Below are 12,914 nucleotides of genomic sequence, written 5' to 3'. Positions count from 1 at the left end.
CCATGCGCGCTATCACGATTCCCGAGCCGGGCGGCCCCGAGGCGTTGGTCTGGGCCGAGGTGCCGGACCCCGTGGCGGGGCCGGGCGAGGTGTTGGTCGAGGTCGTCGCCAGCGGCGTCAACCGGGCCGACGTGCTGCAACGGCAGGGCTTCTACGACCCGCCGCCCGGTGCCTCGCCCTACCCGGGTCTTGAGTGCGCCGGCCGGATCGTCGCCCTCGGCCCCGGCGTGACCGACTGGCGGGTGGGCGACGAGGTGTGCGCCCTGCTCGCCGGCGGCGGCTACGCCGAGCTGGTCAACGTGCCGGCCGGGCAGCTGCTCCCGGTGCCGGCCGCGGTGGGTCTGGTGGCGGCCGGCGCGCTGCCCGAGGTGCTCTGCACGGTCTGGTCCAACGTCTTCCAGACGGCCGGCCTGCGGGCCGGCGAGACGCTGCTGGTGCACGGCGGGGCCAGCGGCATCGGCACCGCGGCGATCCAGCTGGCCCGGGCGTTCGGGGCCCGGGTGGCGGTGACCGCGGGCAGCGCGGAGAAGCTGGCGCGCTGCCGGGAGTTGGGGGCCGAGCTGCTGATCGACTACCAACGGGACGACTTCGTCGAGGAGTTGCGCCGGGTCGGCGGCGCCGACGTGATCCTGGACATCGTGGGCGCGCGCTATCTGGCGCGGAACATCGCCGCGTTGGCGCCCGGCGGCCGGCTGGCCGTGATCGGTTTCCAGGGCGGGGTGAAGGCCGAGCTGGACCTGCGGGCGCTGCTCGCCAAGCGGGGCACCATTTCGGCCACCTCGCTGCGCGCCCGGCCGCCGGCCGAGAAGGCCGCGCTGGTGGCCGAGGTGCGGGAGCACGTCTGGCCGCTGCTGGCCGACGGGCGGCTGCGGCCGGTGGTCGACCGGCTGTTGCCGCTGCCGGAGGCGGCCCAGGCGCACCGGGTGCTGGAGGCCAGCGGCCACGTGGGGAAGGTGCTGCTGACCCCGCCCGGCGCGGCGGGGGACCTGCTGGCCCCGGCGCCCGGCGCCTGAACCCCCGCCGCCCGTCCGGCTGGTCCGACCCCGGCCCGCCGCCCACCGCCCGTCCGCGCCGCTCGACACGGCTCCGCCCGAGATGCCCGATTAACTCCTATATGTCAAGCTGATGGCATCACCGGATGGCGGACCGCGGAGGGTCGGGACTCGTGAGGCTGTGGGTGGGAATCGTGCTGACCGGGACGGTGTTGCTGACCGTCCTCACCGCGCTCGCGGCCGGGTCGGCGGAGGCGAACGACCGGGAAGCGGCGGACGGGTTCGCCGAGCGGCGCGGGGCCGGGGCGGATGCCGCCAGCTGGCGCATCCTCGACCAGCCGCGCACCCGCTGGGGCGGTGACTCGGGCGGGCGGGTGGCCGCCGCCCCGACCGCGGGGCCCACCGAGGTGTTGCCGCTGGGGGCCGGGCTGACCTGCCTCGGCCTGGGTATCGGGCTGGTCGGCTACCACCTCCGACAGAGCTGACGCCCGTCCGTCAGGGCTGACACCCGCCGAAGTCCGGTGCCACGCAACCCCGTTCCCCGTGTCCGCACGGGGGCCGGGGTTTTGCCGTAGCCCTGCATACCGGGTATACATACTCGGTATGTCGATCCGTTTCGGGCTGCTGGCCCTCTTGGACCAGGGGCCGCGCTACGGCTCCCAACTGCGTGCGGAGTTCGAGTCCCGCACCGGCACCACCTGGCCGCTGAACATCGGGCAGGTGTACACCACGCTGGGCCGCCTGGAGCGGGACGGGCTGATCAGGCCCGAGGGCGGCGGCGACGCCAAGCAACAGCTGTACGCGATCACCGAGGCCGGCCGCCGGTCGCTCGGCGAGTGGTTCGACAGCCCCGTCGACCGCACCCAGCCGGCCAGGGACGAGCTGGCCATCAAGCTGGCGATGGCCGTCGGCACGCCGGGCGTCGACATGTCGGCGGTGATCCAGCGGCAGCGCCGGCACACCCTGGGCGCCATGCGGGACTACACCCGGCTGAAGGCCGACGCGCTCGCCATCGAACGCCCGACGCCCGACGAGATCGCCTGGCTGCTGGTGCTGGAACAGCTGATCTTCTCCGCCGAGGCCGAGATCCGGTGGCTGGACCACTGCGAGTCACGGCTGGTGCGGCTGGCCGCCACCCGCGACGACTGGCGGCAGCCGCCACCCCCTCCGGACCCGCCGGAGACCACCGAGCCAACGACCAACGTAACCACCACCCGACGGGGGGCCGACGCGTGAGCACGCGGGCACAACAAGTCCGGGCCGGACAGGCCGCGGAAGACCGGGGCGCGGTACTGGAACTGCGCCGCCTGACCAGGACACACGGCACCGGGCCGGCCGCGGTGGCCGCCCTGCGCGGGGTTGACCTGACCGTGCGGACCGGGCAGTTCGTGGCCGTGATGGGGCCCTCGGGCTCCGGGAAGTCCACCCTGCTCACCCTGGCCGGCGGGCTGGACACGGCCACCGAGGGGCAGGTCCTGGTCGAGGGCCAGGACCTCGGCCAGCTCACCAGGGCCCGGCTGGCCAAACTCCGGCGGACCTCCGTCGGCTACGTCTTCCAGGACTACAACCTGATACCGGCGCTCACCGCCGCCGAGAACATCGCGCTCCCCCGCGAGCTGGACGGCGCGAAGCCGCGGGTCGCGCGCCGGGAGGCGCTGGCCGCGTTGGAGGAGATGGGCCTGGCCGAGGTGGCCGAGCGGTTCCCCGACGAGATCTCCGGCGGCCAGCAGCAGCGTGTCGCCATCGCCCGCGCGCTGGTCGGCGACCGCCGGCTGCTGCTCGCCGACGAGCCGACCGGCGCGCTGGACACCGAGACCAGCGACGCGGTGCTGGCGCTGCTGCGCCGCCGCGCCGACCAGGGCGCCGCCGTGGTGATGGTGACCCACGAGACCCGCTTCGCCGCCTGGGCGGACCGGGTCGTCTTCCTGCGCGACGGCACCGTGGTGGACGAGACGTCGGCCAGCGCCGCCGAGTCCCTGCTGACCGGCGAGGGCGTCTGATGGCGGGGAGCACCTGGCGGCTGGCGCTGCGGATCGCCCGCCGCGACGCGCGGCGCGCGAAGGGCCGCAGCGCGCTGGTGGTGGCGATGATCGCGCTGCCGATCCTCGGCGCGACCGCCGCCGACCTGGCGCTGCGCAGCGGCACCGTCAGCGCCGAGGAGCAGCTCGAACGGGACCTGGGCCAGTCCGACGCCAGCTTCGAGTGGGTCGACAGTTCCCCGGTGGCGCAGAACGGCAAGGGCGACTGGACGTTCCTGGAGGACGGGGACGAGTCCGTCGACGGGGAGACCGCCACCGACGAAGCGGTCACCTGGGAGACCTCGGATGAGCTGGTCGAGCTGGCCGCGCCGGTGCTGCCGAGCGGCAGCACCGTCGTCTACCAGCGCTCCGACTACCTGCGGGCCAGCACCGCACACGGGGTCGCCGACATCGAGCTCGTGGAGACCGAGGCGGACGCGCCGATCACCGAGGGCATGCGGACGCTGCTCGACGGTCGCTACCCGGAGGCCGCCGGGGAGACGGCCGTCACCAGCGCGTTCCTCGACGAGAGCGGCCTGGCCGTCGGCGACGAGCTGACGGTCAACGACTGGGGCGAGCCGGTGGACGAGGGCACCCCCCTCACCATCGTCGGCGAGTACGAGATCCCGCTCGCCCTCGACAGCAACCAGCTGGTCGTGCTGCCCGACAGCGTGCTGCTGGAGAGCTCCTACCAGTACGCCCAGCTGCTGGTCAGCGCGCCGGACGGCACGGACATCGACTGGGCGGCCGTGCGGGCGGCCAACGAACACGGCTTCGTGGTCCTCTCCCGCGCGGTGCTGGCCGACCCGCCGGCCGCGAGCGAGCTGGCGCCGGAGGCGCGCGACCTCGAGTGGGGCGGCGGCGTCGACGAGGCCGTGGTGGCGGTCGCCGTGGTGGCCGTCTCGCTGATCGTCCTGGAGATCTGCCTGCTGGCCGGGCCGGCCTTCGCGGTCAGCGCCCGCCGGTCCAGGCGGCAGCTGGGCCTGGTCGGCGCGAACGGCGGCGACCGGCGGCACCTGCGGGCCATCATGCTGGCCAGCGGCGTGGTGCTGGGCGCCGTCGCCGCCGTGGTCGGGCTGGTGGGCGGCGTGCTGCTGGTGCTGTTGACCAAGCCCTGGCTGGAGGGGCAGCTGGGACAGCGGTTCGGCGCCTGGGAGGTCCGCCCGCTGGAGCTGGCCGCGATCGCGGCGCTGGCCGTGCTGATCGGCCTGCTCGCCGCCGTGATCCCGGCGTTCAACGCGGCCAGGTCCAGCGTGCTCGCCTCGCTGACCGGCCGGCGCGGGGTGCGTCGCGGCAGCCGGGTGCTGCCGCTGGTCGGCGCGAGCGCACTGGTGCTGGGCACCTCGCTGGCGCTGCTCGGCGGGCTGCTGATGGCCAACACGGTGGCGGTGGCCGCCGGCGCGGTGATCGCCGAGCTGGGCCTGGTGGCGCTGACCCCGGCGCTGGTCGGCGCGTTCGGTCGGCTGGCCCGCTGGCTGCCGCTGACCGCCCGGATGGCGCTGCGCGACGCGGCCCGCAACCGGGGCCGCACCGCGCCGGCCGTCGCCGCCGTGCTGGCCGCCGTCGCCGGCGCCGTCGCGGTGGCCACCGTGCTGGTCAGCGACAACGCCCAGCAGCGCGCGGGCTACGAGGCGCGGCTGCCGGCGAACACCGCCGTGCTGACCGCGTACGACGTGTCGGTCGGTGACCAGGTGGAGCAGGCCAGGTCGACGGTGACCCGCGAGCTGCAGGGCGCCGAGCGGTTCGACCTGGCGGTGCCGCTGCCGGCCCCAGGCGAGTGCCGGGAGTTCGAGATCCCGGACGCGGGCGGCGAGACGGAGAGCTTCTGCGGCCAGGTGGTGCCGTTCCCGGCCACCGGCCTGGACTGCCCCGCCTACACGGCGGAGGGCGCGGGGCTGACCGTCGAGGAGCGCCGGGAGGCGCTGGCCGGGCCGCCCTGCACCGGCTTCTACTGGATGGACAACTGGACCAACGACGTGCTGGTGGTCGAGCCGGCGACGCTGGCCGCGATGGGCGTCACCGACCCGGCGGCCCGGGAGGCCCTCGCCGACGGCGAGGCCCTGGTGGCGCACCCGGACTACCTCGACGCGGACGGCCTGCTCACGCTGGGGCTGTTCACCAGCCCGATCGCCGAGTTCAACGACGCGGAGATTCCGCTCAGCCCACCGGCGCGCGAGCTCACCGTGCCCGGCCGGGTGCTGACCTCGGACCTGCCGATGCCGGCGGTGCTGCTCAGCCCGGAGGCCGCCGAGGGCCTCGGCCTGGCACTGGCCGACTCGGGCAGCCTCTACCGGATGGACGAGCCGCCGAGTGGCGCCGTGCAGCAGGCGGTGGACGCCGAGATGGAGCGGCTCGGCGGGACGCTGTCGTTCTACGCCGAGGAGGGCTTCGAGGAGCGGAACTCGCTGGCGCTGCTGATCCTGGCCGCGGTGGCCCTGGTGGTCACCATCGGCGCGGCCGGCATCGCCACCGGGCTGGCCCAGGCCGACGCCGAGGCGGACCTGGCGACGCTCTCCGCCGTGGGCGCCACCCCGCGGATGCGGCGCACCCTCGCCGGGCTCCAGTGCGGGCTGATCGCCTTCATGGGGGTGCTGCTGGGGGCGGTCTCCGGCCTGGTGCCGGCGCTGGGCCTGCGGCTGACCGAGCACCGGTCCAGCCTGGACTGGTGGCAGCCGCTGTGGGACGCGGGCGAGATCAGCACCCCACGGCCCGAGTTGTTCATCGAGCTGCCGTGGGCCACGTTCGCCCAGCTGCTGATCGTGGTGCCGCTGGTCGCCTGGCTGCTGGCGACCCTGCTGACCCGCTCCCGGGTGCCCCTGGCGCGGCGGGCGGGGTGAGGCTCGTTGCATGATGGAGGTATGACTCAGCCGAGGAACGAACCAGCGCAGGAGAACGCCCAGGTCCTGGTCGTCGGCCCGGACGGAATGGCGCTGAGCGGCCCCGCCGGCCGGGACGGTGACGAGGGCCAGTCCGAGACGCCGCTCACGGAGATGGTGGAGCAGCCGGCGAAGGTCATGCGCATCGGCAGCATGATCAAGCAGCTGCTGGAGGAGGTGAAGGCGGCACCGCTGGACGAGGCCAGCCGGGTGCGGCTGAAGGAGATCCACGCCAGCTCGGTGAAGGAGCTGGAGGAGGGGCTCGCCCCGGAGCTGGTGGCCGAGTTGGAGCGGCTCTCGCTGCCGTTCACCGACGACGGGGTGCCGACGGAGGCCGAGCTGCGGATCGCCCAGGCGCAGCTGGTCGGCTGGCTGGAGGGCCTCTTCCACGGCATCCAGACCGCGCTCTTCGCCCAACAGATGGCGGCCAGGGCGCAGTTGGAGCAGATGCGGCGGGCCCTGCCGCCCGGCGCGCTCGGCCCGGACGACCTCGGTCAGGAGGACCCGCACCAGGGGGGCGCCCGCTCGGGCCCCTACCTCTGACCGCTGGCCGCCACCGCTACGCACGCGGGCCCCGGAGCGATCCCTCGCTCCGGGGCCCGTCGCCGTGTCGCGGTGGTCGTGGCCACCGCGCCACGTGTGGTCAGGTCCAGGTGATCAGCTTCTTGGGGTGCTCCAGGATGGTGGCGATGTCGGCGAGCAGCCGGGAGCCCAGCTCGCCGTCGATCAGCCGGTGGTCGAAGGAGAGCGCCAGGGTGGTCACCTTGCGCGGCTTGACCTTGCCCTTGTGGACCCAGGGCTGGTCCTTGATCGCGCCGAAGGCGAGGATCGCGGACTCGCCCGGGTTGAGGATCGGTGTGCCGGTGTCGATGCCGAAGACCCCGATGTTGGTGATGGTGACGGTGCCGCCGCGCATCTCGGCCGGGCTGGTCCGGCCCTCCCGCGCCGTGTTGATCAACTCGCCCAAGGCCCGGGAGAGTTCGGGCAGCGTCTTGGCGCCGGCGTCCTTGATGTTGGGCACCAGCAGACCCCGGGGGGTGGCCGCGGCGATGCCCAGGTTGACGTAGTCCTTGTAGACGATTTCCTGCCGCTCCTCGTCCCAGGCGGCGTTCGCCTCCGGGTTCCGCCTGAGCGCCACCAGCAGCGCCCTGGCCACCAGCAGCAGCGGGTTGACCCGCAGCCCCGCCAGGTCCGGGTCCGACTTGAGCTTCTCCACCAGCCGGACGGTGCGGGTGACGTCGACGGTGACGAACTCCGTCACGTGCGGCGCGGTGAAGGCACTGTCCACCATGGCCTGCGCGGTGGCCTTCCGCACCCCGCGGACCGGCACCCGGCGTTCCCGGATCGCGGCCAGCGACTGCGGCTCGACCTCCGGCGCCGTGGCCGTCGGCCCCGCCTCGCCCGGCTCGCCCGCCTCGACGGCCGGCGCCGGTGCCGGCTTCCGGGGGGCGACGGCGGCGTGCACGTCGTCCCGGGTGATCACGCCGCCGGGGCCGGTGGGCACCACGGAGGCCAGCTCCACGCCGAGGTCCTTGGCCAGCTTCCGCACCGGCGGCTTGGCCAGCACGCCGGAACGGCCGGGCGCGGCCGTGCCGTTGGCCCGAGCCGGGGCCGGCTCGGCCGGCGCCGGCACCTGCGCGGTGGCGGGCGCGGCGGCCGGCTCCGTCGGCTCGGCCGGCGCGGCCGCCTTCCGGGGCCGCCGGCGCCCGCTGGACGCGGCGACGCCGTAGCCCACCAGCACCGGCTCCCGCGCCGCGCCGCCCTCGGCGGCGGACTCGGCCGGCTCGGCCGGCGCCGCGGGCTCGGTGGGCTCGGCCGACGCCGCCGGCTCGCCCGGCGCCGGCTCCGCCGGCCCCTCGCCGGTGTCCACGGTGATGATCGGGGTGCCCACCTCGACCGTGGTCCCCTCGGGGAAGAGGATCTCGCCCACCCGGCCGTCATAGGGAATGGGAAGCTCGACCGCCGCCTTGGCGGTCTCCACCTCCACCACGACCTGGCCGTCCGTCACCGGATCCCCCGGCTGGACCAGCCACTTCAGGATCTCCGCCTCGGTGAGCCCCTCGCCCACGTCCGGCATTCTGAACTCGCGGTAGCGCTGTGTTGCCGCAGCCATCGTCACGACTCTCCTCAGCCTCTCCCTCAGTACGCCAAGGCGCGATCGACGCTGTCCAACAGCCGGTCGAGCCCTGGCAGGTACTCGTCCTCCAGCCGGGCGGGCGGGTACGGCGCGTGGAACCCGCCGACCCGCAACACCGGGGCCTCCAGATGGTAGAAGCAGCGCTCGGTGATCCGCGCGGCCAGCTCGGCGCCCATGCCCTGGAAGACCGGGGCCTCGTGCACCACCACCAGCCGGCCGGTCCGCTCCACCGAACGCTGGACCGTGTCGAAGTCGATCGGGGAGATCGACCTGAGGTCCACCACCTCAAGGGACTTGCCCTCCTCGGCGGCGGCCGTCGCGGCCTGCAGCGCGGTGCGCACCGTCGGGCCGTAGGCCACCACGGTCAGGTCCGTGCCCCGCCGCGCCACCCGGGCGGTGTGCAGCGCGTCCGGGATGCCCTCCGGGTCCACCTCGCCCTTCTCCCAGTACCTGGCCTTCGGCTCGAAGAAGATCACCGGATCGTCGCACTCGATCGCCTGCCGCAGCATCCAGTACCCGTCGGACGGGGTGGAGGGGGAGACGCACTTGAGCCCGGCGACGTGCGCGAACAGCGCCTCCGGCGACTCGCTGTGGTGCTCGACGGCGCCGATGCCGCCGCCGTAGGGGATGCGGATGACCACCGGCAGCTTGACCTTGCCCAGCGACCTGGCGTGCATCTTCGCCAGCTGGGTGACGATCTGGTCGTACGCCGGGAAGACGAACCCGTCGAACTGGATCTCGGCGATCGGCCGGTAGCCGCGCAGCGCCAGCCCGATGGCGGTGCCGATGATGCCGGACTCGGCCAACGGGGTGTCCACCACCCGCTCCTCGCCGAAGTCCTTCTGCAGCCCGTCGGTGATCCGGAAGACCCCGCCGAGCTTGCCGACGTCCTCCCCCATCACCAGCGTCTTCGGGTCGGACTCCAGGGAGGCGCGCAGAGCCGCGTTGAGCGCCTTCGAGAACGACATCTTCTCCGCGGTCATGTCAGTTCCCCTCGTGGTCGGCGAAGGAGGCGAGGTAGCCGGCGAACTCCGCCCGCTCCTCGTCCACCAGGGTGTGCCCGTCCGCGTAGACGTGATCGAACATCGCCATCGGGTCCGGGTCCGGCATGGTGCGGATCGCTTCCCGCACCCGCTTGGCCAACACGTCGCTCTCCGCCTCCAGTTCGGCGTGGAACGCCGCGTCGGCCGCGCCCTCCAGGTCCAGGTGCCGGCGCAGCCGCAGGATCGGGTCCTTCGCCTCCCAGGACTCCAGCTCCTCCTGCCGGCGGTAGCGCGTCGGGTCGTCCGACGTGGTGTGCGCGCCCATCCGGTAGGTGAACGCCTCGATCAGCGTCGGCCCCTGGCCGCTGCGGACCTGCTCGGCCGCCGCCCGCGTGGTGGCCAGCACCGCCAGCACGTCGTTGCCGTCCACCCGTAGCCCGGGGAAGCCGAAGCCCTGGGCCCGCTGGTAGAGCGGCACCCTGGTCTGGCGTTCGGTGGGTTCCGAGATGGCCCACTGGTTGTTCTGGCAGAAGAACACCACGGGCGCGTTGTAGACGGCGGCGAAGGTGAACGCCTCCGCCACGTCGCCCTGGCTGGAGGCGCCGTCCCCGAAGTACGCCATCACCGCGACGTCGGCGCCGTCCTTGGCCACGCCCATCGCGTAGCCGGCGGCGTGCAGCGTCTGCGAGCCGATGACGATGGTGTAGAGGTGGAAGTTGTTGCTGTTCGGGTCCCAGCCGCCGTGGTTGACGCCCCGGAACATGCCGAGCAGCTGCGTCGGGTCCACCCCACGGCACCAGGCGACGCCGTGCTCGCGGTAGGTGGGGAAGACGTAGTCGGTGTCCCGCAGCGCCCGCCCGGAGCCGATCTGCGCCGCCTCCTGGCCCAACAGCGAGGGCCACAGGCCGAGTTCACCCTGCCGCTGGAGCGCGGTCGCCTCCGCGTCGAACCGGCGGCTGAGCACCATGTCGCGGTAGAGGCCACGGAGTTCCTCGTGGCTGATGGTCAACGGGTAGTCCGGGTGCTCCACCCGCTCGCCCTCGGGGGTGAGCAGCTGCACCATCTCCGGCGCGCCGTCGGCCGCGGCCTTCTGGGCGGGGGCTCGTTTGGCGGCGGACTTCCTCGCGGTGGTCTTCCTGGCGGTGGTCTTCTTGGCTGGAGCCCGTTTGGCAGTGGGCTTGCCGGCCGGGGCCGGCTCGGCGACCGGGGGCGTCGCCGGTGCCTGGCTGGACGTCTCGCGCGGGGCGGCCTTGCGGGTGGGGGCCTGTTTCGCTGGCGCTTTTCCGCGCGCGGTGGACTTCTTCGTGGTGGTGCTGCGCGAGGCGTCGCGCGACGTGCTCTCCACGGTCACTCGTGTTCCTCCGTCGGTCCGGCCCCCGGGGTCCGCCGGGCGGCCAGTGCGGTTCGCCCGATCCGTACGGCGCACGGGGTGGGTGCGGCGGACGGGGATCGAACGATTCCCTTTCCCGCTTCCCTGTCCCGTTCGTCCGCCCTATGAGAGCACGGTACCGAGCGGGTCCACAAGCCGTGAAACCAGCCCTGACCTGCGCATTTACCTGGATATCCAAGTAGTCGGATGGGATCTCCGAAAAGTGCTGGTCCGAGCCTTACAAGTCATCGGGTAACTCGCACGTTAACCCGCGCCTCCGCTTCCCGGGAAGGCGTGCGGGCCCCTCGTGTGGAAAACTGACAAGGTGCCCGAAAACGTAGAAGACGGTGCGATCACCGTGTTTCTCCTGGACGACCACGAGGTCGTGCGCCGCGGCGTGCACGAGCTGTTGGCGATGGAGCCCGACATCGAGGTGGTCGGCGAGGCCGGCACGGCCGCGGAGGCCCTGGACCGCATCCCCGCCACCCACCCCCGGGTCGCCGTGCTCGACGTGCGGCTCCCCGACGGCAGCGGGGTGGAGGTGTGCCGGGAGATCCGCTCCCGCGACGACTCGGTGCGCTGCCTGATGCTCACCTCCTACGCCGATGACGAGGCACTTTTCGACGCGATCATGGCCGGCGCCTCCGGCTACGTCCTCAAGGCCATTCGGGGGACGGAGCTGCTCTCCGCCGTCCGAGACGTGGCGGCCGGCAAGTCCCTGCTGGACCCGGACGCCACCCAGCGCGTCCTGGAACGGCTGCGTGGCGGCGAACGCGGCGCCGGCGACGAACGCCTGGAACAGCTGACCGACCAGGAGCGACGCATCCTGGAACTGATCGGCGACGGCCTGACCAACCGGGCCATCGGCCAGGAGCTGCATCTGGCCGAAAAAACCATCAAGAACTACGTTTCCACCCTGCTGGCCAAGCTCAACATGGAACGCCGCTCCCAGGCCGCCGCCTACGTGGCCCGCCTCCAAGAACAACAACGCCGCTGACCCCACGTCCCCGGCAAAGCCGGGGCACCACCCCGGACCTCAGCCCCCGGCGGAGCCGGCACCCGCCCCGTCACGGCCGGGCAACGGCGACCGGTAGCCGCCACTCTCCGGCGAAGCCGGGCACCCCGGCCGGCGGCCGGACCGACCTCCGGCGGAGCCGGGGCTACTCCGGCCCGTGGCCGCGCTTCCCGGCGGAGCCGGGGTTACCCCGGCCCGTGGCCAGAACACCCGCCCCGGCGGAGCGGGAAACTTCCTGGCGAAGCCGAGCACCCCGGCCGTCAGCCGCATCTGCCGGCGGAGCCGGACCGACCTCCGGCGTAGCCGGGGTTACCCCGGCCGTGGCCGGAACAACCGCCCCGGTGGAGCCGGGAGAACCGGCCCGGTGGAGCCGGGAGGGCTGGCCCCCGGTGGGGTGGGGCCCGCCCTCGGTGGGGGGAAGCGGGGTTGGGCGGGGACCCGGGCCCGGCGGAGCCGGGCGGGGGGCCCGCCCCCGTCAGTCACAGAACGCGTCGCGCACCGCCGCCGCACGCCGCGTCCACCAGACGACCAGCGCCGAGGCCGCCGCGAACTGCGGATCCGCCCGGCCGTCCGCCAACTCGTAGTGCCAGCGCAGCATCCAGAAGTCGTTGAGCCGCTCCCACCACACCCGGTGCACGGCCGCCGCCAGCTCGTCGGGTGAGGCGCCGGACGCCGCCCGGTAGGCCGTGGCGTAGGCGCGGATCTTGCCCAGCGCCAGGCCGCCGTCAGGCCGGAGGTAGAAGATGCAGGCGGCCCGGACCGCCTCCTCGGCACGCGGCTGGACGCCCAGCCGGTCCCAGTCGACGATGGCGACCGGCTCCACCGGCCCCTCCGTCCGGTAGAGCAGGTTCAGCGGGTGGAAGTCGCCGTGCACCCAGCCCTCGGTGGGCACCTCGGCGGGGCCAGGACGCAGGTGGGCGTGGGTGCGCAGCAGGGCCCGCCGCTCCAGCAGCCGGTGCTCGGCCAGTTCGTCGAAGCCGGTGCGGCGGGCCCTGGCCCGGACGTGGGCCAGTAACTGGTCGATCACGGCCTGGGTCTCGGCGGGGGTGGCGGCGGCCCGTTCGCTCGGCAGTGGCCGGGGGGAACGCCTTATCACCTGCTCCAGGGCGCCGTGCACCCGTCCGAGCAGGGCGCCGAGCCGGTGGCTCTCGGCCGTGCTCAGCTGCGTGCCGTCCCGGTGCTGTCCCTCCACCCAGGGGTGCAGCGCGTAGCAGCGGCCCCGGTGTACGGCGACGGTCCGCCCGTGCCGGTCCGCCAGCGGGGGCGCCACCGGCAGGCCGAGTTGGGCCAGCGCCGCCGTCGCCCGGTGCTGCCGGACCAGCGGGGCTATCGCCTCGGGATCACCGTCGAGGTGGTGTTTGAGGAAGTACCGGCCCCTGGTGGTGGCCAGCCGGTAGCCGTGGTTGAGCAGGCCCTCGCTGAGCGGCTCACAGCTGAGGGGCTCACCGGCGCGGTAGTGGCCCAGGAGTTCGGTGAGGGTGTGCCGGGGGAGGGCGGGCCTGGTGGTGCGGGGGACGGTCACGG

At 73.9% G+C, this 12,914-nt stretch carries 11 protein-coding genes; 7 read left to right on the top strand and 4 right to left on the bottom strand.

What is annotated here, in order from left to right:
- Window positions 1–2: 2 nt before the first annotated feature.
- The 6 genes from RM844_RS12145 (at window position 3) to RM844_RS12120 (ending at window position 6,429) form a co-directional block, all read left to right on the top strand.
- Window positions 3–1,013: an NAD(P)H-quinone oxidoreductase gene (locus RM844_RS12145; protein WP_311667098.1), complete on the top strand. Its 1,011-nt coding sequence runs from the start codon at window positions 3–5 to the stop codon at window positions 1,011–1,013.
- Between the two features lie 152 nt (window positions 1,014–1,165).
- The gene (locus tag RM844_RS12140) at window positions 1,166–1,477 is read left to right on the top strand and encodes a hypothetical protein (RefSeq protein WP_311667097.1); all 312 of its coding nucleotides are present in this window, start codon (window positions 1,166–1,168) and stop codon (window positions 1,475–1,477) included.
- A gap of 118 nt (window positions 1,478–1,595) precedes the next feature.
- Window positions 1,596–2,228: a PadR family transcriptional regulator gene (locus tag RM844_RS12135; protein ID WP_311667096.1), complete on the top strand. Its 633-nt coding sequence runs from the start codon at window positions 1,596–1,598 to the stop codon at window positions 2,226–2,228.
- Entirely contained in the window at window positions 2,225–2,992 is a 768-nt protein-coding gene (locus RM844_RS12130) for an ABC transporter ATP-binding protein (protein ID WP_311667095.1), read from the top strand. Before RM844_RS12135 ends, RM844_RS12130 begins: the two co-directional genes overlap by 4 nt.
- A complete protein-coding gene (locus RM844_RS12125; protein WP_311667094.1) occupies window positions 2,992–5,847 on the top strand; it encodes an FtsX-like permease family protein in 2,856 nt (951 codons plus the stop codon). The genes RM844_RS12130 and RM844_RS12125 overlap by 1 nt, the downstream gene beginning before the upstream one ends.
- A gap of 21 nt (window positions 5,848–5,868) precedes the next feature.
- Window positions 5,869–6,429 carry a bacterial proteasome activator family protein gene (locus RM844_RS12120; RefSeq protein WP_311667093.1) on the top strand — a complete coding sequence of 187 codons (561 nt, stop codon included), beginning with the start codon at window positions 5,869–5,871 and terminating at the stop codon, window positions 6,427–6,429.
- Window positions 6,430–6,529: 100 nt separating this feature from the next.
- Here the strand turns inward: RM844_RS12120 and RM844_RS12115 are convergent, their stop codons facing one another.
- Genes RM844_RS12115 through pdhA form a run of 3 tightly spaced genes read right to left on the bottom strand, consistent with a single transcriptional unit; the run spans window position 6,530 to window position 10,357 of the window.
- Window positions 6,530–7,999, bottom strand: coding sequence for a dihydrolipoamide acetyltransferase family protein (locus RM844_RS12115; RefSeq protein ID WP_311667092.1), 1,470 nt, complete (start codon window positions 7,997–7,999; stop codon window positions 6,530–6,532).
- Between the two features lie 26 nt (window positions 8,000–8,025).
- Window positions 8,026–9,006 carry an alpha-ketoacid dehydrogenase subunit beta gene (locus RM844_RS12110; RefSeq protein WP_311667091.1) on the bottom strand — a complete coding sequence of 327 codons (981 nt, stop codon included), beginning with the start codon at window positions 9,004–9,006 and terminating at the stop codon, window positions 8,026–8,028.
- A 1-nt stretch (window position 9,007) separates the two neighbouring features.
- The gene (gene pdhA / locus RM844_RS12105; RefSeq protein ID WP_311667090.1) at window positions 9,008–10,357 is read right to left on the bottom strand and encodes a pyruvate dehydrogenase (acetyl-transferring) E1 component subunit alpha; all 1,350 of its coding nucleotides are present in this window, start codon (window positions 10,355–10,357) and stop codon (window positions 9,008–9,010) included.
- 343 nt (window positions 10,358–10,700) lie between these two features.
- Between pdhA and RM844_RS12100 the strand changes: the two genes are divergently transcribed.
- Window positions 10,701–11,372 (top strand): response regulator transcription factor, encoded by a 672-nt coding sequence (locus RM844_RS12100; RefSeq protein ID WP_311667089.1) that lies wholly within the window; start codon window positions 10,701–10,703, stop codon window positions 11,370–11,372.
- Window positions 11,373–11,865: 493 nt separating this feature from the next.
- Here RM844_RS12100 and RM844_RS12095 read toward each other — a convergent pair whose 3' ends face one another.
- On the bottom strand, window positions 11,866–12,912 hold the full coding sequence (locus RM844_RS12095) for a phosphotransferase (protein ID WP_394814489.1): 1,047 nt from the start codon (window positions 12,910–12,912) through the stop codon (window positions 11,866–11,868).
- Window positions 12,913–12,914 lie beyond the last annotated feature (2 nt).

Source organism: Streptomyces chisholmiae (assembly GCF_031845445.1).
GTDB classification, from domain to species: Bacteria; Actinomycetota; Actinomycetes; order Streptomycetales; family Streptomycetaceae; genus Streptomyces; species Streptomyces chisholmiae.
Note: the sequence above shows the minus strand (reverse complement) of the source record. Positions and strands in the feature narration are given on the sequence as shown.